A 20,261-nucleotide genomic window follows, 5' to 3' on the forward strand; every position below is an offset into this window, starting at 1 on the left:
CGCGGCGCCGCGAGTCGCCCTGTGGCGCGGCTGAAGAGCCGCTTCCTCGTCGATCTGCTGCTTCGACGCACCGAGGCGGCGGGCGGATTCGCCACCGTGCTCGCCAAAGGCGATGACACTTCGGGAATCATCCTCGTCCAATGTAGCGAGCGCGGTGAAGCGGGGCCGCTGCTCGAACGCCGTTTTTCCATGGATGGCCACTATATCTGGGAAGCGGTTGGTCCAACCGACGCAAAAGATAGTGAATCGCGCACCAACTATCAGGAGCGGCGGCGAAAGGCCGATCCCGATCTGTGGCTGATTGAACTGGATATCGCAGATGCGCCACAACTCGTCGCGGAGTGGGCTGCGTTAACTTGACTCTGTTGCGGCGCACAATAACTGGCGCCCATTCGATAACGCGTAGGTCGATCCGCGGGTTGCACTGCCCATGCAACGCACCCGACAAAACGGTTTGGACACGCAGTCGGACGATGACCGCAGGCGGCGATACAGGACCATAGTCCCCCGCCTGGTTTGAGAGGTTCGGTTCATCGGCCGCACTTTTGACGGACACTATGAGTCGCATTTTGAACGTAGCCGGCATGGCTGCCGTCGGCATGACTGCCGCCTCCATGCTGCTTCTGGCGGAACCGGGCTTTGCAAGCGATCTTGCGGCCGACGCCAATCTCCCTGCGATCATCCTGCCGGGCGCCGACGCGCCGGCCGCGGATGAAGCGGCGGACCCGCCGACCGATGCCGAACTGCCGGTCGAAGATGACAAGAAAATTGAAAGCGAATCCGCTCCCGAGCCGAAACCGGCCCCGGTGACCGCCGATTCGCTCGCCGAACTCGTCGCCGCGACGCCCAAGCCCGCCGACATCGATCCCGAACTGCGCTGCCTCGCCGGCGCGGTCTATTTCGAATCGCGCGGCGAATCGCTTCCGGGTCAGCTCGCGGTCGCGCATGTCGTGATCAACCGCGCCCAGTCGGGCCGATTCCCCAAGAGCCTGTGCGGCGTCGTCCACCAGAAGAGCCAGTTCAGCTTTGTCCGCGGTGGCAAGATGCCTGCCGTCCGCAACGCCGCGCAGTGGAACAACGCCGTCGCGATCGCGCAGATCGCCCGCGACGGCAGCTGGAAGAACCACGCCCCCGGCGCGCTCTTCTTCCACGCCCGCTATGTCTCGCCGGGTTGGCGCAAGACGCGCATCGCGCAGATCGACAACCACATCTTCTATCGGTGATCCGATGAACGGGATGCAGAGGCATCCCGTTCATTGCCAAGCCATATTTGCTGGCGCATGATGGCGGGATGACGCGTCAAATTTCCGTCGCCCTGCTCTCGGCAGCGGCGCTCGCCCTCGGTGGCTGCGCCACTGCGGTTCCCCCGGTTGAAGTCACGCGCTTCCACGCCAGCGCGCCCGCGGGCTGGGCGCCGGGCACGCGCTACACCGTCGACACCGCCCCGCTCGGTAACGCTGGGGCGATGATCGACGCGCCCTCGCTCGAATGGAACAGCTACCGCACCGCGGTCGAACAGCAATTGCAGCGGCAGGGACTCGTCGCGGCGTCCGACGGCGTGCGCGCGCCCTTGAAGGTGCGCATCGGTTTCGAACGCATGAACCGCGAAGATGTTGGTCGGCGCTCGCCCGTCTCGGTCGGGGTCGGCGGTTCGACCGGCAGCTACGGATCGGGAGTCGGGCTCGGTATCGGCGTCAATCTTGGCGGCGGTCCGAAACGGATGGCCGATCTTCAGCTCGCGGTGCGCATCGACGATGCGGCGAGCGGCCAAGCCCTGTGGGAAGGCCGCGCCGTGACCGTGGTCCCGGTGAAGGCACCCGCCAGCCAGCCCAGCCTCGCGGCGGCGAAATTGGCAGACGCGCTATTCAAGGACTTCCCCGGGGAATCGGGACGCACTATCAGCGTCAAATGACCATCACCATCAACGCCGCTTTCGACAGCGGCAATATCGTCGTGGATGCCGTCGACGGCACGTCCGCCCGCCTGTCGATCCGCAAGGACCGCGACTCGGACTTTTTCCAGTGGTTCCATTTTCGCGTGTCGTGCAGCGTCGGCGATGCGCTCGACCTCGCGATCACGGGGCTCGCCGACTCGGCCTATCCCGACGGCTGGCCGGGCTATGCCGCTTGCGCGAGCACCGATCGCGAAACCTGGTTCCGCCTCGATACAAATTATGATGCCGGCACGCTGACGATCCAGCACACCGCCGAAAGCCCGATCCTCTACATCGCCTATTTCGCGCCTTACTCGATGGAGCGTCATCACGACCTCGTCGCTCAGATCGCCGAATGTGAAGGCGTCACTTATCGCTGCCTCGGCACCAGCCTCGAAGGCCAGTCGATCGATTGCCTCGAACTCGGCACGGGCGAGACGCAGGTCTGGCTCTATGCGCGCCAGCACCCCGGCGAGAGCATGGCCGAATGGTGGATGGAAGGCGCGCTCGAAAAGCTCGTCGATCCGGCCGACCCGCACGCGCGTTCGTTGCGCCAGAAATGCCGCTTCCATATCGTCCCGAACATGAATCCCGACGGTTCGTGCCGCGGCCACCTGCGCACCAATTTCGCGGGCGTGAACCTCAACCGCGAGTGGGACAATCCGACCGCTGAACGCAGCCCCGAAGTGCTCGCTGTGCGCAATGCGATGGACGCGACCGGCGTCGACTGGGCGATGGACGTCCACGGTGACGAAGCGATCCCCGCGGTCTTCCTCGCGGGCTTCGAGGGAATCCCGTCGCTGAAGGCGGAGCAGACCGAAAAATATAAGGCGTTCGAAGCTGCGCTTGCCGCGAACACGCCCGATTTCCAGGTCGACCTTGGTTACGCCGAATCGGCGCCGGGGCAAGCAAATCTGTCGATGTCGACGACGCAGCTTGCCGAGCGTTTCGGCGCGGTGTCGATGACGCTCGAAATGCCCTTCAAGGACAATCGCGACCTGCCCGATCCCGTTGCCGGCTGGTCGCCCGAACGCTCGAAGCTGCTCGCGCACGCGTGCCTCGCGACGCTGGACCAGCTGCTCTGATGCGAAAGGTGGACGCCTGGCGGATCGTCGAGGATGATTTGTCGGGCGTCGCCATCCGCGCGCTGCTCGAAGTGCATTTCGCGGGCATGCTGGCGAACTCGCCGGCCGAAAGCTGTCACTTCCTAGATTTCGACGGGCTGCGCGCCGACGGCGTGACCTTCTGGTCGATTCACCGCGGCGACGAGCTTGCGGGGTGCGGCGCGCTCAAGATGCTGGGTAGCGCGCACGGCGAGATCAAATCGATGCGCACCGCGGAGGGCTTCCTGCGGCAGGGTGTCGCCGCGCATATGCTCGACCATATCATCGACGTCGCGCGCGAACGGGGGCTCGAACGCCTCAGCCTCGAAACCGGTTCGAGCGGGGCGTTCGAACCCGCGATCGCATTATACCAGCGCTACGGTTTCACCGAGTGCGAGCCTTTCGCCGACTATAAACCCGACCCATTCAGCCGCTTCATGACGCGCGCGCTCTAGAAACGAAAACGGGGCCCGGAAGGGACTCCGGACCCCGCAAATTCGTTCAATCTTTAAGCTCGCTTTACGCGGCCTTCTTGTCCGCATCGAACAAGGTCGGCTGCGTGCCGCCGATCGCAATCTTGTGCGGCTTCATCGCCTCGGGCACCTCGCGCACGAGGTCGATCGCGAGCAGGCCGTCCGACAGGTCGGCCTTTTCCACCCGCACGAAGTCGGCGAGCTGGAAACGGCGCTCGAACGCGCGCGTCGCGATGCCGCTATAGAGGAGCTGGCGCCCCTCGCCTTCGGCGACCGGGGCCTTGCGGCCGCTGACGGTCAGCATATTCTGCTGCGCGGTGATGTCGATCTCGTCGGACTTGAAGCCGGCGACCGCGACGGTGATGCGGAAATGGTCGTCGGCGACCTTTTCGATGTCGAAGGGCGGATAATTTTCGGCCCCCGAACCGCCGGTTTCGAGGAAATCGAACAGGCGGTCGAAACCGACGGTCGAACGGCGATAGGGGGTCCAGTCGAAACTGTTACGCATGGATCTTTCTTCCTTTTACAAAGCGAAGTCAGGGACCGCGGCGGCCGCCGCGATCGCCACCCGGCCCCGTGTCGGCGGCCGGATGAAAACAATCTGGTAGCCCTCGAAACCATTTCAAGAGGGCGGTTGGCGTTCGGCGAAAAGCCGCGCTAAAGGGCGGCGACTCTCTTCCAGCGCAAGGATCCGAAATGCCCCAGCTCATCCTCATCCGTCACGGCCAGTCGCAGTGGAATCTCGAAAACCGCTTCACCGGCTGGTGGGATGTCGATGTCACCCAAAAGGGCGTCGCCGAAGCGGTCGCCGCGGGCGAATTGATGAAGGCGAAGGGCATCGCGCCCGACACCTGCTTCACTTCGGTCCAGTCGCGCGCGATCAAGACGCTGAACCTCGCGCTCGAGGCGATGGGCCGCCTCTGGCTCCCCGTCACGAAGGACTGGCGCCTCAACGAGCGTCATTATGGCGGGCTCACCGGGCTCGACAAGGCCGAGACCGCGGCCAAGCATGGCGATGATCAGGTCAAGATCTGGCGTCGCAGCTTCGACATCCCGCCGCCGCCGCTCGAAGCGGGCTCGCCGTGGGACCTGTCGACCGATCCGCGCTACGCCGGCATCGCCATCCCGTCGGCCGAAAGCCTGAAGGATACGATCGAGCGCGTGCTGCCCTATTATGAAACCGCAATCGTCCCCGAACTCGCGGCGGGCAAGACGGTGCTGATCTCGGCGCATGGCAACAGCCTGCGCGCTCTCGTCAAGCATCTCTCGGGCATTTCGGACGCCGACATTACCGGGCTCGAAATCCCGACCGGCCAGCCGATCGTCTATGAGCTGAACGACGATCTGACGGCGCGCGAGCGCTATTATCTGAGCGAGAAGTAAGACCGTGTACCCCGGCGAAAGCCGGGGCCCATGGCTACGCGATACCTAAAGCGTCCCCGTCACCGTCAGCTGGAAAAACCGCCCGAACTTGCGCAGCCTCCGCTCGCTGAACGCCAGCGGCCCGTCGCGCCGGTCGACGAACACCGTCCGGTCGAACCCGTCCTTCATCCCGGCAAGGTTGCGGTACGACAGCTTCACGGTGAAGCCCGCGACATCCTTATGCTCGATGAACGCGGTGACGAAGGGGCCGCCGGTATATTCCTTCTCGATCGCGCCGAGCCGGACATTCGGGCTGTAGCGTTCATCGAAATAGCCAGCGCCCCATGCGAGGTCGGTCTTGGGAATATCGTGGCGAAGGCTGAGGTCGACGACATATTCCTGCCCCTCGCTCTGGTCGCGCCACGCGCCGGTCAGCGGATCGCGCACGCGGTTGCGGCGCCAGGTAATGTCGCTGTTGATCCGCGCGCCCTTCCACCCCAGCCGGTCGAGCAGCAAGGTCGCCTTCGAACTGATGCGATAGAGATGCGACGGCGGCAAATTGCCGCGCCCTTCGGTCGTCGGGGACAGCGGCACCTGATCGACCAGATCCTCGGCATAGGCGTAAGCGAAGGCGACCGACGCATTGCCCCACGCGCCCATGTCCTGCACGAATTCCAGTTCGCTACGATTGACGATCGGCGGCACCAGCTTACCGTTGCCGCCATTGCCCTGCCCGTTCGCGACGTCGACCGAGCTCGCGAAATCGAAAAAGTCGAGCTGGTCGACGCGGCGCTGGAGGAACCAGTTGATCGTCGTCCTGCCGCGAACCTTCCACGCCAGCGCGACCTTGCCCTTCGGCCGGACGAAGCGGCGCGTCAGCCCGTCCGGACCCGACGAGGTCAGCTCGCTATATTCGGCCCCCAGATTGACCTGTGCGGTCAGATTGGACGCGAGCGCACGGCCCCAGGTCAGCGACGCCTCGCCACGCTTTTCCTCGACCCTGGTCCGCTCGCCGCCGAAGGTGACGGGCAGGAAACTGCCATCGGCCTGCAAGGTCGCGAACTCGGAATCGACGTCGAGCGTGTTGTACGCGCCCTCGAGTGCGACCTGCCAGTCGGTACCGCCGCCGGTGCGCCAGCTATATTCGCCGCGCAGGATCGACTCGCCCTCGTCGGCACTCTGCTTGAATCGCTCGCCGGTGCGCCCGCCGATCTCGCGGTCGACGATGAAGCTGTCGACGAAGGGGCTGTGCTCGAACCGGTACAGGGTGATCAGCTTCAGCCGGCCCTTGCCCAGCCCCAGCTCATAATCGCCGCCGATGTCGAAATTATACTCGTCCTCGGTGAAGCGGAACGCCTCGCGCACCGTGCCGGCGCCGGGCTGAACCGAGGTTCCGTCCACCCGCTCGTCGAGCTTGACCAGCTGACCGCCCAGATTGAAATTCCATTTGTTGCCGTTCGCGGTGGTGCGCGCGAGCGCCGCCGACAGGCGCGGCTGGTCGGCGTTGTAGCGGCCGAACTCGTCGCGGACGAACAACAGCTCGCCATTGCTGTCGAACCGCTGTTCGGGACCCCAATGTCCCTGACGCCGCGCCTCATTCTTCAGGCTCAGTGTCACAGTCGTGCCGCCAAGCTTGCCCGTCGCCGAAATCTCGCCGTTCAGCCAGTTCTTGTCGAGCCGCGGGCGCCATTCGGGTTGCCAGCGGATCGTCGTCTTATACCCGCCGCTCCCCGCGCCCGCGACGAGCACAACGTTGGCGACCTGCCCGGTCAGCCCCGGCACATTCAGCCCCGCGCCGTCGACGATGTCGATATAGGCGACCTCGGCGGCGGTGATCCGAGCCAGCGCGGTGCGCGCGTCGGTCGACTTGTTCGCGATGCGCTCGCCGTTGATCAGCACATTCTCGGTCGCCGCGCCCAGCCCGCGCTCGCCGCCATTGGTGCCCGTGACGATCAGGAAGCCGGGGACCTTCTCGACCATGTCGAGCGCGGTGCGCGGCGCGAAGCGCGTGAAATCGGCGGGCGTGTAACGCTCGGCGCCATTCACCGGGACCGGGATCGCGGGCGGTGCGTCGCCGGTGGGCTCCTGCGCGGCAGCAGGCGCGACCGACAGCAAAGCCAATATGGCCAGCGATGACCCGTGAAAAACGGCCGACATATTTCCCCCTCGCGGCCGCTATCGAAACAGAAGCCCTCCCCAATCGCGAATAATTCGCAACAATTATATTGTCATTACATGTCTACCAACGGACAGCAGCCGTCGACGAGCGTCGGTTCCGACGCCTCCGTTCCGCCCCTGCGGCTTTGCGATCAGTCGCGGAGCAACTCGTTGATTCCGGTCTTCGCGCGCGTCTGTGCGTCGACGCGCTTGACGATCACGGCGCAATAGAGCGACGGTCCCGGCGTCCCATCGGGCAGCGGCTTGCCCGGCAGCGCCCCAGGCACGACGACCGAGTAAGCTGGCACTTCGCCGACGAAGACCTCGCCCGTCGCGCGGTCGACAATCTTGGTCGACGCGCCGAGATAGACGCCCATCGACAGCACCGCGCCCTCGCGCACGATCACGCCCTCGGCAACCTCGGCGCGCGCGCCGATGAAGGCGCCGTCCTCGATCACGACCGGGCCGGCCTGCAACGGTTCGAGCACGCCGCCGATCCCCGCGCCGCCCGACAGATGGACGTTCGCGCCGATCTGCGCGCAGCTGCCGACCGTCGCCCAAGCGTCGACCATCGAACCCTCGCCGACATAGGCGCCGATATTGACGAAGCTCGGCAGCAACACCGCGCCCTTGCTGATGAAGGCGCCGCGGCGGACGATCGATCCGGGGACGGCGCGGAAGCCCGCATCGCGAAACCGGTTTTCGCCCCATCCGGCGAATTTCGACGGCACCTTGTCCCACCAGCGCGCGCCGCCGGGGCCGCCCTCGATGAGTTCCATGTCGTTGAGACGGAACGACAGCAGCACGGCTTTCTTCAGCCACTGGTTGACCTGCCACGTCCCGCCGGCGTCCCGCTCGGCGACGCGATAGCTGCCGTCGTCGAGCCCGGCGATCGCGGTCTCGACCGCATCGCGCACCGCGCCTGTCGTCGTCAGCCCCAGCGTCTCGCGCGCGTCCCATGCGGCTTCGATCGTGCTCTGCAGGTCGGTGGTCATGAAATTCCCCTAGGTAAAGGCAATGAATCGAGCCAGTCGGCGATGTCGGTCGCGTGGAAATCGACATGCTCCGGCAGGTGGTCGCGATGGCCGCTTTCGCTGCCATTGTCCAGCCAGACAGTCGTCATCCCCAGCGCTTTGGCGGGGGTCAGGTTGCGCGCCATATCCTCGACGAAGACGCTCTTCGCCGGGTCGACGCCAAGGTGCGCAATCATCATGTCATAGGCGGCTGCGTCGGGCTTCGGCGTATAGCGCGTGATCCGTATGTCGCAGATGCCGTCGAACAGATCGGCGATCCCGCGCGCCTCCAGCACGCGCGCCGCATAATCGGCATCAGCGTTGGTAAAAATCAGCCTGCGTCCGGGCAGCCGCTCGAGCCCGGCGCGCAGCCGCGCATCGACGCTCAGCCGGTCGAGCGCGATGTCATGCACATCGACCAGAAAATCCTCGGGCTCGACGCCATGGTGGCGCATCAGCCCCGCCATCGTCGTGCCATGATCATGGAAATATTGCTTTTGCACCCGCCGCGCCTCGACCGCGTCGACGTCCAGCAACCGCATGATGAAGGCGCCCATGCGTTCATCGATCAGGTCGAACAGCTTCGCCGACGGCGCGTAAAGCGTGTTGTCGAGATCGAAGATCCAGCTGTCGATATGGTGGAGCGGGGCGGGCATGCCGGGCCGCATAAAGGCTGCGGTGCGTGGGGGCAAGGTGGGCGACAGATGTTCGGCGAGGATCAATTAACCGCATGATGCTACCCGTCTTCTCTCCGCCACGCTAATAGTCGGGCATCAGGGCAAAAGGGGTACGGCGATGGCCGACGCGAACCGACGCAGCAGCATCCGGCGGGTGGCCGCGCGGCCTTTGCCGCTTCTGCTCTCGCTTGCTGCGCTCTCGCTCGCCGCATGCGGCGGCGGTGGCGGTACCCCCCGCCCCTCGCCGACTCCCGCACCGCCGTCCGCGCCAACCCCGACCCCGACTCCCACGCCGACCCCTACCCCTACCCCGCCGCCAACGGGCAATTTCAACACCGCCGAAACGCGCATGTCCGACGGGGTCAATTTCCACGGTGCGATCACGGCCTATCAGGCGGGCGCGACGGGACAGAATATCCTCGCGGGTGTCATCGATGACGGGATCGATCAGGACAGCCCCGAATTCGCCGGCCGCATCTCGTCGCAATCGACCGACCTTGCGGGATCGCGCGGCATCAACGGCGAAGGCACGCACGGCACCAACGTCGCGCAGCTGCTGCTCGGCGGCAAGAATGACGTGGGCACCTTCGGCATCGCGTTCAACGCGAACCTGCTCGTGCTGCGCGCCGACCGGCCGGGCAGTTGCGCGACCGAAGACCCGTCGAACGACGAAAGCGGCTGCCGCTTTCCCGAAACCGCGATCGCGGCGGGGCTCGACCGCGCGGTCAGCGCGGGTGCGCGCGTCGTCAACATCTCGCTCGGCGGCGAAGATCCGCCCGGCGCGACTTTGCGCGCCGCGGTCTCGCGCGCGACCGCGGCGGGGATCATCGTCATCGTGTCGGCGGGGAACGAGGGCGACACGACCGCGAACGGTAATGATCCGAACAATCCCGACCGCTTTGCGCAGGGACTTCGCGACGCCGGCGGCGGTCTCGTCGTCATCGCGGGGTCAGTGAACGACAGCGGCGCGATCTCGGGGTTCAGCAACCGCGCGGGCGGCTATGCCGGTTCCTATCTGACCGCGCTCGGCGAGGGTGTGTGCTGCGCCTATGAAAATGGCACGATCCAGACGCAGGGCAATTTCGTCTTCGTTTTGAACGGGACCAGCTTCGCGGCCCCGCAGGTCGCGGGCGCCGTCGCACTGATCGCGCAGGCCTTCCCGAACCTGTCGAGCCAGCAGATCGTCTCGCTTCTCTATCAGTCGGCGCGCGACGCCGGCGCGGCGGGCGACGATGCCGTCTACGGGCAAGGCATCCTCGACATTGCGCGCGCCTTCCAGCCGATGGGCGCGACATCGCTCGCCGGCACGTCGACCGCGGTCGCGCTGAACGCGCCGCTGGGTATCCTCGGCGGCCCGATGGGCGATGCCGGCGGGGCTGGAACGCGGGGCCTTGTCACCGATAGTTTCGGCCGCGCCTTCAACGTCGATTTCGGCGGGTCGCTCGCGTCGCGGCGGCCTGACTTCAAATTGTCGGGCGCGATCGGCGGGCTCGTTCGCCAGCAGAGCGCCGCCAGTCGCTCGCTCGCGCTGTCGCTCGTCACCGCGCCGGGTACAGGCGGCACCGATGCGCTCGCGGGCCTGTCCTTCCACGACGCGCAGCGCGCGCGCACCCTCGCCGCCTCGGTCATGACGCGCCTCGACGCGCGCACCCTTGTCGGTTTCGCCGCCGGGCGCGGTACCGGCGGCCTGCTCGCGGGCGAGCGCGGCGACAGCGGCCACGCGATGCTGATCGGCGACGCCGCGCACGAGGGGCTCGGTTTCGCCGCCAGCCCCGGAATTGGCACGATAATTCGCCACAATATCATTAATAATCAATATGTTAATCTGATACTGGAAAATGGCTCTGTCTCGGGCGCGCGCTGGCAGGACGACCCGCTGCTCCGCTACCGTTCGCGCCACGACAGCCGCTACCAGCGCATCGGTGCCGCTTGGGACGGCCGCTTCGGCGCCGTCCGCACCGCGCTCGGCGCCAGCTGGCTGCGCGAATCGGACAGCCTCCTCGGCGCCCGCCTCGGCCCGATGTTCGGCGCCGGCGGCGCGACCAGCCTCGTCGGCGACGCCGGCGTCGTGCTCGATATGCGCGACAATTGGCAAATTGCGGCCAACTGGCGCCAGATGTGGACGCGCGCCGACCAACGCGGATTGGTCGCAGGCGGCGCGCTCTGGTCGACCGCCTTCTCCTTCGACATCGCCAAGGGCAACTTGGTTCGCGCCGGCGACCGCGCGGCGCTCCGTTTCGCACAGCCCTTGCGCGTCGCGCGCGGCGGCATCGATCTGATGCTTCCCGTCACGCACGACTATGCAACCGGTCGCGCCGACTTCGGCCGCCGCACCTATAATCTCGCACCCACAGGCCGCGAACTTGTCGTCGAGGCAAGCTATGCGATGGCCCTGTTCGGCGGCGAATTCATTGCCAATGCATGGTGGCGGAAGGATCCTGGCCACATTGCAGCGATGCCCGACGATCAGGGTGCGGCGCTCCGCTTTACGATAGGCTTCTGATCGGCTTTAACCCCTCAATTCAAAAACAGGGGATGCCAGAATGAAGCCGATTCATATTCTTCCGCTCGCGCTGATCGGCGCGGCGCTCGCCTCGCCGCTCGCGGCACAAGCGCCGACGCGCACGGTGATCCATGCCGGCCAATTGCTCGCCGAACCCGGCAAGCCCGCGCGCGGCGCCTCGACGATCATTGTCGAGGGCGGCAAGATTGTCAGCATCGCCGACGGCTATCAGCCCGCCGACCCCGGCGCGACCTTGATCGACCTCAAGGACAAATATGTCCTCCCCGGCCTGATCGACAGCCACGTCCACCTCACCAGCGACGCGGGCGGTATCGCCGGCCAGCTCGAAGAGGTGGCGCTGAGCCCTGCGGCGCAGGCGTTCAATGCCGAGGCGAACGGGATGAAGACGCTACGCGCCGGCTTCACCACCGTCCGCAATCTCGGCGACGGCGACGGCGCGACCTTGGCGCTGCGCGACGCGATCCTTGCGGGCAAGGTGCAGGGGCCGCGCATCGTCGACGCCGGCAACAGCATCTCGGGGAGCGCGGGGCATATGGATGGTTCGCTCGGCTATCGCGACGAGCTGCGTCCCTTCTTCGCGGGCGCGGGCAATACGTGCAACGGCGCCGACGACTGCCGCCGCGCGGTGCGGCTGCAGATCGGGCGCGGGGCCGACGTCATCAAATTCGCCTCGACCGGCGGGGTCAACAGCCGCATCGGCGCCGGTCTTGGCAAACAGATGTTCGACGACGAGGCGAAGGCGATCGTCGATACCGCGCACCTGTTCGGCAAGAAGGTCGCAGTCCATGCGCACGGCGCCGACGGCATCCGCCTCGCGATCGACGCGGGTGCCGACTCGATCGAACATGGCACGATCCTCGACGAAGCGACGATCGCCGCCTGGGCGAAATCGAAGACCTATTATGTCCCGACACTGTCGACGGTGAACGGCTACAAGGAACGCATCGCCGCGAACGCCAACGCCTATGAGCCTGACGTGCTCGCCAAGATCCAGTGGCGCATTTCGATCACGGGCAAGAGTCTCGAACAGCTCGTACCCAGAGGTGTGCGCATCGGCTTCGGCACCGACGCCGGCGTGTCGAAGCATGGGCGTAACGGCGATGAGTTCGAGCTCATGGTCCAGCATGGGATGAAGCCGGTCGAGGCGCTGAAGGCCGCGACCGTCAACGCCGCCGACCTGCTCGGCCTGTCGAACGAGATCGGCACGATCGCGCCGGGCAAGAGCGCCGACATCATAGCGGTGGCGAGCGATCCCGTCGCCGATGTGCGCGTGCTGAAGAAGGTCGACTTCGTGATGGCGCGCGGGACAGTCGTCGACTGATCAGAGCGCGTCGCGCAGCGTCCGCCACCGGTCGAGTTTCGACGCGAAGCCGATCGTGTGCGCGGCGCTGCTCGACGGCAGGTCGACGACCGCGACTCCATCGAGAGGCGACAATTGCTTTCGCCCGATCGCTGCAGCTTTCCCGCCGTTGAAGGCGATCATGCGGAGGTTGGGCAGGTCGGCAACCAGCGCCGCAAGGTCGTGCGCTTCGGCTTCGCGGATTTGGCTGTCGCTGCTCGTATGCCGTTCGGCGCTGCGGATCACGTCCCACAGTCCGACCTTTGCTTCGCGCAGCGCGGCCAGCCTGTCGTCGTAGTCCATAGTCGCCAGCGGCTTGTCGACGACTTCGCCGAGCAGGCGCCAGAACTGGTTCGTGGGGTGCGCATAATATTGCTGTTCGGCGAGCGAGCGGACGCCGGGCAGACTTCCCAGAATCAACAACCGCGTATCGGGGGCGACATGCGGCGCGAAGCTGGCGTGGCGAATAGCGGTCATGGGCGACCGATACCCCGCGCCGACCGGCGCAACAATATTGCCCGCCCCTTGACCGCGAAGGGAATCGGGTCTAGGGGCCCGCTCGACCGAAAAGGGCAGTTTGCTGCCTCTTTCAGTTGCAACAGCGCTTGAACATTGCTGGCGCGGATGGAGCCTCCGGAAGATCATCATGATCCGCCGGGGTCTTTTGCTGTTATCAGGTCGGCCGTTTTTCGCCATTTTTGGCGGGTTATCGGCCGGAGCTTCATCCACCGCGGTACAGTAACCGTTCGCTTTGATGGGCGGACATTTAAAGGTGAAGCATTCATGCCCACGATCAACCAGCTGGTCCGCAAGGGCCGGACTCCCCAGAAGGTGAAGTCCAAGGTCCCGGCGATGGACGCAAACCCGCAAAAGCGCGGCGTTTGCACCCGTGTCTATACGACGACCCCGAAAAAGCCGAACTCGGCGCTCCGCAAGGTTGCGAAGGTCCGCCTGACCAACCAGCGCGAAGTCATCACCTACATCCCCGGTGAAGGCCACAACCTCCAGGAACACAGCGTTGTGCTGATCCGCGGCGGTCGTGTCCGCGACCTTCCCGGTGTGCGTTACCACGTCCTGCGCGGCGTGCTCGATACGCAGGGCGTGAAGGACCGCAAGCAGAGCCGTTCGAAGTACGGCGCGAAGCGTCCGAAGTAAGGACCGCTTTTTCGGCTATTTGATCATCCCAGGCTGCCTTGGCGCCGGGATGCTGTTGTAAAAGGAATTACCTATGGCTCGTCGTCGTCGTCCTGAACGCCGCGAAATCCTGCCCGATCCCCGTTTCGGTGATACGGTGCTGTCGAAATTCATGAACAGCGTCATGCTGGACGGGAAGAAGTCGGTCGCCGAAAGCATCGTTTATGGTGCGCTCGAATCGGTCGAAGCCCGTGCCAAGAAGGAACCGCTCGGCGTGTTCCACGAAGCGCTGGCGAACATCCGCCCGAACATCGAAGTCCGCAGCCGCCGCGTCGGCGGTGCGACCTATCAGGTTCCGGTCGAAGTCCGTCCGGAACGTGCGCAGGCGCTCGCGATCCGCTGGCTGATCACCGCTGCGCGCAACCGCAGCGAAACCACGATGGCCGCACGCCTGTCGGGCGAACTGCTCGACGCGTCGAACAACCGTGGCAATGCCGTGAAGAAGCGTGAAGACACGCATCGCATGGCGGAAGCCAACCGCGCCTTCAGCCACTACCGCTGGTAAGCGCTCGCGGGACGCGTGCCCATCGGGCGGCGCGTCTCGCAATCGTAACAATCGTTCCTATATCGGGGGTGGCTCCAAAGGCCTCCCCCCAAATCCAAGGAAAAGACCATGGCACGCAGCCATCCGCTCGAACACTATCGCAACTTTGGGATCATGGCGCACATCGACGCCGGCAAGACCACGACGACCGAGCGTATCCTTTACTACACCGGCAAGTCCTACAAGATCGGCGAAGTCCATGACGGCGCCGCAACGATGGACTGGATGGAGCAGGAACAGGAACGCGGCATCACGATCACGTCGGCTGCGACGACCTGTCTCTGGAAGGCCGAAGAAGGCCAGGGTCCCGAGCATCGCCTGAACATCATCGACACCCCCGGACACGTCGACTTCACGATCGAAGTCGAGCGTTCGCTGCGCGTGCTCGACGGCGCGATCACCGCGTTCGACGGCGTTGCCGGCGTTGAGCCGCAGTCGGAAACCGTGTGGCGCCAGGCGGACAAGTACCGCGTGCCGCGCATGTGCTTCATCAACAAGCTCGACCGCACCGGCGCCGATTTCTATTATTGCGTCCAGACGATCATCGATCGCCTCGGCGCGACCCCGGCGGTTCTGTACCTGCCGATCGGTTCGGAAGGCGGCTTCAAGGGCCTCGTCGACCTCGTCAACGAGCGTGCGATCATCTGGAAGGACGAAAGCCTCGGCGCCGAATTCTTCTATGAAGAAATCCCTGCCGACCTCGCCGACAAGGCGGCCGAATATCGCGAAAAGCTCGTCGAACTCGCCGTCGAACAGGACGACGATGCGATGGAAGCATATCTCGAAGGCACCGTCCCCGACGTCGCGACGCTCAAGAAGCTGATCCGCAAGGGTACGCTGGCGCAGGCGTTCGTTCCGGTCCTCTGCGGTTCGGCGTTCAAGAACAAGGGCGTCCAGACCTTGCTCGACGCGGTTGTCGACTATCTGCCTTCGCCGCTCGACATCCCTGACGTTCAGGGCATCAACCCGGCGAACGATCAGCCCGACTCGCGCGAGACGTCGGACTCGGCGCCGCTGTCGCTGCTCGCCTTCAAGATCATGAACGACCCGTTCGTCGGTTCGCTCACCTTCGCTCGCATCTATTCGGGTACGCTGAACAAGGGCACCTACCTGAACTCGGTGAAGGACAAGAAGGAAAAGGTCGGTCGTATGCTGCTGATGCATGCGAACAGCCGCGAAGACATCGAAGAAGCCTATGCGGGCGACATCGTTGCGCTTGCCGGCCTCAAGGAAACCACCACCGGGGACACGCTTTGCGCGACCAACGCGCCGATCATCCTCGAGCGGATGGAATTCCCCGAGCCGGTCATCGAGCTGTCGGTGGAACCGAAGACCAAGGCCGACCAGGAACGTATGGGCATCGCGCTCAACCGCCTGGCCGCCGAGGATCCCTCGTTCCGCGTGTCGACCGACCATGAATCGGGTCAGACGATCATCAAGGGCATGGGCGAGCTTCACCTCGACATCCTCGTCGATCGCATGAAGCGCGAGTTCAAGGTCGAAGCGAACGTCGGCGCGCCGCAGGTGGCGTACCGCGAATCGCTCGCGAAGGCCGTCGACGTCGACTATACCCACAAGAAGCAGTCGGGCGGCTCGGGCCAGTTCGGCCGCGTCAAGGTCACCGTTTCTCCGGGCGAACGCGGCGCGGGCATCACCTTCATCGACGAGATCAAGGGCGGTAACATTCCGCGCGAATATATCCCGTCGGTCGAAAAGGGCATGCGCGAGTCGGCCGAAAACGGTCACATGATCGGCTTCCCGATCATCGACTTCGAAATCCGGCTCACGGACGGCGCGTACCACGACGTCGACTCGTCGGCGCTGGCGTTCGAAATCGCGGGCCGTGCGGCGATGCGCGAAGTGGCGGCAAAGGCCGGCATCAAGCTGCTCGAACCGGTGATGAAGGTCGAAGTCGTTACCCCTGAGGAATTCATGGGCGACGTGATCGGCGACCTTAACAGCCGTCGCGGGCAGATCCAGGGCACCGACAGCCGGGGCATCGCCCAGGTCGTCGAGGCGATCGTTCCGCTGGCGAACATGTTCGGTTATGTGAACCAGCTGCGCAGCTTCAGCCAGGGTCGCGCAAGCTACTCGATGCAATTCTCGCATTATGAAGAAGTGCCGACCAACGTCGCCGAAGAAGTGAAGGCCAGAATGGCCTGATGGGTCAAAGCCGCGCGGGCTTGCACCGCGCGGCAAGACCCTCTAAGGGCGGCGCCTGATTCAGCAGGCTCGTCCAGGACTGATCAACGCAAACATTGAACAAGAAGGTTTTACCATCATGGCCAAGGCTAAATTTGAGCGGACGAAGCCGCACTGCAACATCGGCACCATCGGTCACGTCGACCATGGCAAGACCTCGCTGACCGCAGCGATCACCAAGGTGCTCGCCGAAAACGTCGCCGGCAACGCCGCCGTCGACTTCGCGAACATCGACAAGGCTCCCGAAGAGCGCGAGCGCGGCATCACCATTTCGACCGCACACGTCGAATATGAAACCGACGGCCGCCACTATGCGCACGTCGACTGCCCGGGCCACGCCGACTATGTGAAGAACATGATCACCGGTGCTGCCCAGATGGACGGCGCGATCCTCGTTGTGTCGGCCGCTGACGGCCCGATGCCGCAGACCAAGGAGCACATCCTGCTCGCGAAGCAGGTTGGCGTTCCCACCATGGTCGTCTTCCTCAACAAGGTCGACCAGCTGGACGATCCCGAACTGCTCGAACTCGTTGAGCTCGAAATCCGCGAAGAACTGTCGAAGCGCGACTTCGACGGCGACAATATTCCGATCATCCCGGGTTCGGCTCTCGCCGCTCTCGAAGGTCGCGACGACGCCATCGGCAAGGACGCGATCCTGAAGCTGATGGCTGCCGTCGACGCGTGGATCCCGCAGCCGGAACGTCCGCTCGACAAGCCCTTCCTGATGCCGATCGAAGACGTGTTCTCGATCTCGGGTCGCGGTACCGTCGTCACCGGCCGTATCGAAACCGGCGTCGTCAAGGTTGGTGAAGAAGTCGAAATCGTCGGTATCAAGGACACCAAGAAGACCGTCGTGACCGGCGTCGAAATGTTCCGCAAGCTGCTCGACCAGGGCCAGGCTGGCGACAACGTCGGTGCGCTGATCCGCGGCGTCGGCCGTGAAGAAGTCGAGCGTGGCCAGGTTCTGGCGAAGCCCGGCTCGATCACGCCGCACACCGAGTTCACCTCGGAAGTGTACGTCCTGTCGAAGGACGAAGGCGGCCGTCACACGCCGTTCTTTGCGAACTACCGTCCGCAGTTCTACTTCCGCACCACCGACGTCACCGGTGAGGTCATCCTCCCCGAGGGCACCGAGATGGTCATGCCGGGCGACAACGTCCAGCTGTCGGTCAAGCTGATCGCTCCGATCGCCATGGACCCGGGTCTCCGCTTCGCAATTCGCGAAGGTGGCCGCACGGTCGGCGCAGGGGTTGTGGCAACCGTCACAAAGTAATATAGGGCCGCGAGCCGCGCGATTCGGAACTGATTCGCGCGGCTCGTAGCTTAAAGAATTTTGATGGCCGGTCCGGTTTCCATGCGGAAATCGGAGCAGGCCATTTCGGCTCTTTCGCATCGTTAGACGGGATTCGACTGGAACAGTCATGGAAACGCAGAATATTCGCATTCGCCTGAAGGCCTTTGATCACCGCGTGCTCGATCAGGCCACCACCGACATTGCCGACACGGCACGTCGTACCGGAGCGCTTATTCGCGGCCCGATCCCGCTTCCGACGCGTATTGAAAAATTCACCGTGAACCGCGGCCCGCATGTCGACAAAAAGTCGCGCGAGCAGTTCGAGGTGCGCACCCACAAGCGGCTGCTCGACATCGTGCAGCCCACCCCGCAGACGGTCGACGCGCTGATGAAGCTCGACCTCGCCGCGGGCGTGAACGTTGAGATCAAGCTGGCCTAAGCCAGCGAAGCCCCGGCTAAAGCCGGGGTCTCTATCGGCAGGACACTTCGGTGACTGCATTGTCCGGCGCGATCCGGACCGACGATAGGGTGGATACCGCCGGTCGTTTCTTCGGAAACATCCAGACCGGGCTGCGTCCCCCGTCTCGCCGCCCTCCTTCGGGAAGGTGGCACCTCAGCCCGGACGGGGCGATGCATCGAAATTTTGGGCTGGGAGGGTTCTCGTCGAGGTTCGCCTTGATGGGGTCCCACACGCCGTGCGGAATGGTCCGCCCGGCCTCTGTTGAGGAGTATGATCATGCGTACTGGCGTGATCGCGAAAAAAATGGGGATGACCCGCCTGTTTCAGGACGACGGCCGCCACGTGCCCGTCACCGTCCTGAGCCTCGAAGGCTGCCAGGTTATCTCCGTGCGCGAACAAGAACGCGACGGCTATGTGGCCGTTCAACTCGGTGCCGGCTCGGCGAAGGCGAAGAATGTTGCGAAGCCGCAGCGTGGCGCTTTCGGCAAGGCCGAAGTCGAGCCCAAGGCAAAGGTCGTCGAATTCCGCGTCGCTGACGACGCGACGCTCGATGTCGGCGCCGAACTGTCGGCCGACCATTTCGTCGCTGGCCAGATTGTCGACATCCAGGGCGTGACCCAGGGTAAGGGCTTTGCCGGTGCGATGAAGCGCTGGGGTTTCGGCGGTATGCGCGCGACCCATGGTGTTTCGATCAGCCACCGTGCGCATGGTTCGACCGGTAACCGCCAGGATCCGGGCCGCGTCTTCAAGAACAAGAAGATGGCCGGCCACATGGGCGCGCGCAACCGCACCCAGCAGAATCTCGAAATCGTTCGCACCGACGTCGAGCGCGGCCTCATCTTCGTCAAGGGCTCGGTCCCTGGCTCGAAGGGCGGCTGGCTGATGGTCCGCGATGCGGTCAAGCTGCCGCGCCATCCCGAAGCTCCCTATCCGGCGGGCATCAAGAGCGCAGCGAACGCCAATCAAGAAGCCCCGGCTGATGCGCCTGTGGAAACCCCGGTTGAAGAAACCGTGGTCGACACTGCCACCACCGACGGCGCACAGGAGTCCTGATCATGAAGGTCAAGGTTCACACCATCGACGGCAAGGCCGGCGCAGACATCGATCTTAACGACGATGTGTTCGGCGTCGATCCGCGTGCCGACATTCTCCATCGCGTCGTCAGCTGGCAGCTTGAAAAGCGCCGCGGTCCGGCTCGCGCCGCCCGCGAACGCAGCGATGTGTCGCGCACGGGCAAGAAGTTCGGTCGCCAGAAGGGCGGCGGTACCGCTCGTCACGGCGATCGCGCAGCTCCGATCTTCATCGGCGGCGGCAAGGCGCATGGCCCGCGTGCCCGCACCTTCGGCCACTCGCTGAACAAGAAGATTCGCACGCTCGGCCTGAAAATGGCGCTGAGCGACAAGGCGAAGGGCGGCAAGCTCCTCGTTCTCGACACGCTCGAGCTCAAGGACGCCAAGACCAAGGCACTCGCCGGCCAGCTCGGCAAGCTCGAACTCGGCAATCGCGCACTCTTCATCGATGGTGATGCAGTGCACGAAAGCTTCGCCATGGCGTCGGCCAACCTCATCGGTATCGACTCGATGCCGGCGATGGGTGCCAACGTCTATGACATTTTGCGCGCCGATACGCTGGTTCTGACCCGCGCCGGCCTCGAAAAGCTGGAGGCACGCTTCAATGGCTAAGGCAAAAACAGTCGACGCGCGTCACTATGACGTGATCCTCGCTCCGGTGATCACCGAAAAGTCGACGCTGCTCAGCGAAAATGACGCAGTGGTGTTCAAGGTTGCGAACGACGCAACCAAGCCCGCGATCAAGGCCGCCGTCGAGGCGCTGTTCGATGTCAAGGTGCTCAGCGTCAACACGCTCGTCACCAAGGGCAAGACCAAGCGCTGGAAGGGCAAGCCCTACACCCGCAGCGACGTGAAGAAGGCGATCGTTCGCCTGGCCGCAGGCCAGACGATCGACGTCACCACCGGCGTCTGATTG

General features: G+C 64.6%; 21 protein-coding genes. 16 read left to right on the forward strand and 5 right to left on the reverse strand.

Features of this window, described 5'->3' with window-relative positions:
- The first annotated feature begins 21 nt into the window (after positions 1 to 21).
- The 5 genes from GGC65_RS13935 (at position 22) to GGC65_RS13955 (ending at position 3,491) form a co-directional block, all read left to right on the forward strand.
- A complete protein-coding gene (locus GGC65_RS13935; protein WP_192647727.1) occupies positions 22 to 360 on the forward strand; it encodes a DUF1491 family protein in 339 nt (112 codons plus the stop codon).
- Positions 361 to 557: 197 nt separating this feature from the next.
- The gene (locus GGC65_RS13940) at positions 558 to 1,223 is read left to right on the forward strand and encodes a cell wall hydrolase (protein WP_192647728.1); all 666 of its coding nucleotides are present in this window, start codon (positions 558 to 560) and stop codon (positions 1,221 to 1,223) included.
- Positions 1,224 to 1,291: 68 nt separating this feature from the next.
- Entirely contained in the window at positions 1,292 to 1,912 is a 621-nt protein-coding gene (locus tag GGC65_RS13945) for a DUF4136 domain-containing protein (RefSeq protein WP_192647729.1), read from the forward strand.
- On the forward strand, positions 1,909 to 3,018 hold the full coding sequence (locus GGC65_RS13950) for a M14-type cytosolic carboxypeptidase (protein WP_192647730.1): 1,110 nt from the start codon (positions 1,909 to 1,911) through the stop codon (positions 3,016 to 3,018). The genes GGC65_RS13945 and GGC65_RS13950 overlap by 4 nt, the downstream gene beginning before the upstream one ends.
- A complete protein-coding gene (locus GGC65_RS13955; RefSeq protein WP_192647731.1) occupies positions 3,018 to 3,491 on the forward strand; it encodes a GNAT family N-acetyltransferase in 474 nt (157 codons plus the stop codon). The genes GGC65_RS13950 and GGC65_RS13955 overlap by 1 nt, the downstream gene beginning before the upstream one ends.
- A 64-nt stretch (positions 3,492 to 3,555) precedes the next feature.
- Here the strand turns inward: GGC65_RS13955 and GGC65_RS13960 are convergent, their stop codons facing one another.
- A complete protein-coding gene (locus tag GGC65_RS13960) occupies positions 3,556 to 4,017 on the reverse strand; it encodes an Hsp20 family protein (RefSeq protein ID WP_192647732.1) in 462 nt (153 codons plus the stop codon).
- Between the two features lie 188 nt (positions 4,018 to 4,205).
- Between GGC65_RS13960 and gpmA the strand changes: the two genes are divergently transcribed.
- Complete coding sequence (gene gpmA, locus GGC65_RS13965; protein ID WP_192647733.1) at positions 4,206 to 4,892, forward strand: 2,3-diphosphoglycerate-dependent phosphoglycerate mutase; 687 nt, start codon at positions 4,206 to 4,208, stop codon at positions 4,890 to 4,892.
- Between the two features lie 45 nt (positions 4,893 to 4,937).
- Here the strand turns inward: gpmA and GGC65_RS13970 are convergent, their stop codons facing one another.
- The 3 genes from GGC65_RS13970 to GGC65_RS13980 form a co-directional block, all read right to left on the reverse strand.
- Positions 4,938 to 7,028, reverse strand: coding sequence for a TonB-dependent receptor (locus GGC65_RS13970; protein WP_192647734.1), 2,091 nt, complete (start codon positions 7,026 to 7,028; stop codon positions 4,938 to 4,940).
- A gap of 152 nt (positions 7,029 to 7,180) precedes the next feature.
- A complete protein-coding gene (gene dapD / locus GGC65_RS13975) occupies positions 7,181 to 8,023 on the reverse strand; it encodes a 2,3,4,5-tetrahydropyridine-2,6-dicarboxylate N-succinyltransferase (RefSeq protein WP_192647735.1) in 843 nt (280 codons plus the stop codon).
- A complete protein-coding gene (locus tag GGC65_RS13980) occupies positions 8,020 to 8,697 on the reverse strand; it encodes a pyrimidine 5'-nucleotidase (protein WP_192647736.1) in 678 nt (225 codons plus the stop codon). Before GGC65_RS13980 ends, dapD begins: the two co-directional genes overlap by 4 nt.
- A 139-nt stretch (positions 8,698 to 8,836) precedes the next feature.
- Between GGC65_RS13980 and GGC65_RS13985 the strand changes: the two genes are divergently transcribed.
- Together GGC65_RS13985 and GGC65_RS13990 are read left to right on the forward strand one after the other, a co-directional pair.
- Positions 8,837 to 11,221: a S8 family peptidase gene (locus GGC65_RS13985; protein ID WP_192647737.1), complete on the forward strand. Its 2,385-nt coding sequence runs from the start codon at positions 8,837 to 8,839 to the stop codon at positions 11,219 to 11,221.
- A 40-nt stretch (positions 11,222 to 11,261) separates the two neighbouring features.
- Positions 11,262 to 12,563, forward strand: a complete 1,302-nt coding sequence (locus tag GGC65_RS13990) for a metal-dependent hydrolase family protein (RefSeq protein WP_192647738.1) — start codon at positions 11,262 to 11,264, stop codon at positions 12,561 to 12,563.
- Here the strand turns inward: GGC65_RS13990 and GGC65_RS13995 are convergent, their stop codons facing one another.
- Positions 12,564 to 13,058: a DNA-deoxyinosine glycosylase gene (locus GGC65_RS13995; protein ID WP_192647739.1), complete on the reverse strand. Its 495-nt coding sequence runs from the start codon at positions 13,056 to 13,058 to the stop codon at positions 12,564 to 12,566.
- A 306-nt stretch (positions 13,059 to 13,364) separates the two neighbouring features.
- Between GGC65_RS13995 and rpsL the strand changes: the two genes are divergently transcribed.
- The 8 genes from rpsL (at position 13,365) to GGC65_RS14035 (ending at position 20,258) form a co-directional block, all read left to right on the forward strand.
- Positions 13,365 to 13,736: a 30S ribosomal protein S12 gene (gene rpsL, locus GGC65_RS14000; protein ID WP_037515637.1), complete on the forward strand. Its 372-nt coding sequence runs from the start codon at positions 13,365 to 13,367 to the stop codon at positions 13,734 to 13,736.
- A 73-nt stretch (positions 13,737 to 13,809) separates the two neighbouring features.
- Positions 13,810 to 14,280, forward strand: coding sequence for a 30S ribosomal protein S7 (gene rpsG, locus GGC65_RS14005; protein WP_192647740.1), 471 nt, complete (start codon positions 13,810 to 13,812; stop codon positions 14,278 to 14,280).
- Between the two features lie 108 nt (positions 14,281 to 14,388).
- Entirely contained in the window at positions 14,389 to 16,482 is a 2,094-nt protein-coding gene (gene fusA, locus GGC65_RS14010; RefSeq protein ID WP_192647741.1) for an elongation factor G, read from the forward strand.
- A 118-nt stretch (positions 16,483 to 16,600) separates the two neighbouring features.
- Positions 16,601 to 17,794 carry an elongation factor Tu gene (tuf, locus tag GGC65_RS14015; RefSeq protein ID WP_039578268.1) on the forward strand — a complete coding sequence of 398 codons (1,194 nt, stop codon included), beginning with the start codon at positions 16,601 to 16,603 and terminating at the stop codon, positions 17,792 to 17,794.
- A 148-nt stretch (positions 17,795 to 17,942) separates the two neighbouring features.
- The gene (gene rpsJ / locus GGC65_RS14020) at positions 17,943 to 18,254 is read left to right on the forward strand and encodes a 30S ribosomal protein S10 (protein WP_003042199.1); all 312 of its coding nucleotides are present in this window, start codon (positions 17,943 to 17,945) and stop codon (positions 18,252 to 18,254) included.
- 297 nt (positions 18,255 to 18,551) lie between these two features.
- Positions 18,552 to 19,328: a 50S ribosomal protein L3 gene (gene rplC, locus GGC65_RS14025; protein WP_192647742.1), complete on the forward strand. Its 777-nt coding sequence runs from the start codon at positions 18,552 to 18,554 to the stop codon at positions 19,326 to 19,328.
- Positions 19,329 to 19,330: 2 nt separating this feature from the next.
- Positions 19,331 to 19,957 carry a 50S ribosomal protein L4 gene (gene rplD, locus GGC65_RS14030; RefSeq protein WP_192647743.1) on the forward strand — a complete coding sequence of 209 codons (627 nt, stop codon included), beginning with the start codon at positions 19,331 to 19,333 and terminating at the stop codon, positions 19,955 to 19,957.
- Complete coding sequence (locus tag GGC65_RS14035; protein WP_192647744.1) at positions 19,950 to 20,258, forward strand: 50S ribosomal protein L23; 309 nt, start codon at positions 19,950 to 19,952, stop codon at positions 20,256 to 20,258. The genes rplD and GGC65_RS14035 overlap by 8 nt, the downstream gene beginning before the upstream one ends.
- Positions 20,259 to 20,261: the final 3 nt, after the last annotated feature.

The organism is Sphingopyxis sp. OAS728, from assembly GCF_014873485.1.
Lineage (GTDB): Bacteria > Pseudomonadota > Alphaproteobacteria > Sphingomonadales > Sphingomonadaceae > Sphingopyxis.

Bases quoted from the DNA above. Each gene is read 5' to 3' on its own strand.
- GGC65_RS13940 (WP_192647728.1), top strand. From the start codon at position 558: ATGAGTCGCATTTTGAACGTAGCCGGCATGGCTGCCGTCGGCATGACT.
- GGC65_RS13945 (WP_192647729.1), top strand. From the start codon at position 1,292: ATGACGCGTCAAATTTCCGTCGCCCTGCTCTCGGCAGCGGCGCTCGCC.
- GGC65_RS13950 (WP_192647730.1), top strand. From the start codon at position 1,909: ATGACCATCACCATCAACGCCGCTTTCGACAGCGGCAATATCGTCGTG.
- GGC65_RS13955 (WP_192647731.1), top strand. From the start codon at position 3,018: ATGCGAAAGGTGGACGCCTGGCGGATCGTCGAGGATGATTTGTCGGGC.
- GGC65_RS13960 (WP_192647732.1), bottom strand. From the start codon at position 4,017: ATGCGTAACAGTTTCGACTGGACCCCCTATCGCCGTTCGACCGTCGGT.
- gpmA (WP_192647733.1), top strand. From the start codon at position 4,206: ATGCCCCAGCTCATCCTCATCCGTCACGGCCAGTCGCAGTGGAATCTC.
- GGC65_RS13970 (WP_192647734.1), bottom strand. From the start codon at position 7,028: ATGTCGGCCGTTTTTCACGGGTCATCGCTGGCCATATTGGCTTTGCTG.
- dapD (WP_192647735.1), bottom strand. From the start codon at position 8,023: ATGACCACCGACCTGCAGAGCACGATCGAAGCCGCATGGGACGCGCGC.
- GGC65_RS13980 (WP_192647736.1), bottom strand. From the start codon at position 8,697: ATGCCCGCCCCGCTCCACCATATCGACAGCTGGATCTTCGATCTCGAC.
- GGC65_RS13985 (WP_192647737.1), top strand. From the start codon at position 8,837: ATGGCCGACGCGAACCGACGCAGCAGCATCCGGCGGGTGGCCGCGCGG.
- GGC65_RS13990 (WP_192647738.1), top strand. From the start codon at position 11,262: ATGAAGCCGATTCATATTCTTCCGCTCGCGCTGATCGGCGCGGCGCTC.
- GGC65_RS13995 (WP_192647739.1), bottom strand. From the start codon at position 13,058: ATGACCGCTATTCGCCACGCCAGCTTCGCGCCGCATGTCGCCCCCGAT.
- rpsL (WP_037515637.1), top strand. From the start codon at position 13,365: ATGCCCACGATCAACCAGCTGGTCCGCAAGGGCCGGACTCCCCAGAAG.
- rpsG (WP_192647740.1), top strand. From the start codon at position 13,810: ATGGCTCGTCGTCGTCGTCCTGAACGCCGCGAAATCCTGCCCGATCCC.
- fusA (WP_192647741.1), top strand. From the start codon at position 14,389: ATGGCACGCAGCCATCCGCTCGAACACTATCGCAACTTTGGGATCATG.
- tuf (WP_039578268.1), top strand. From the start codon at position 16,601: ATGGCCAAGGCTAAATTTGAGCGGACGAAGCCGCACTGCAACATCGGC.
- rpsJ (WP_003042199.1), top strand. From the start codon at position 17,943: ATGGAAACGCAGAATATTCGCATTCGCCTGAAGGCCTTTGATCACCGC.
- rplC (WP_192647742.1), top strand. From the start codon at position 18,552: ATGCGTACTGGCGTGATCGCGAAAAAAATGGGGATGACCCGCCTGTTT.
- rplD (WP_192647743.1), top strand. From the start codon at position 19,331: ATGAAGGTCAAGGTTCACACCATCGACGGCAAGGCCGGCGCAGACATC.
- GGC65_RS14035 (WP_192647744.1), top strand. From the start codon at position 19,950: ATGGCTAAGGCAAAAACAGTCGACGCGCGTCACTATGACGTGATCCTC.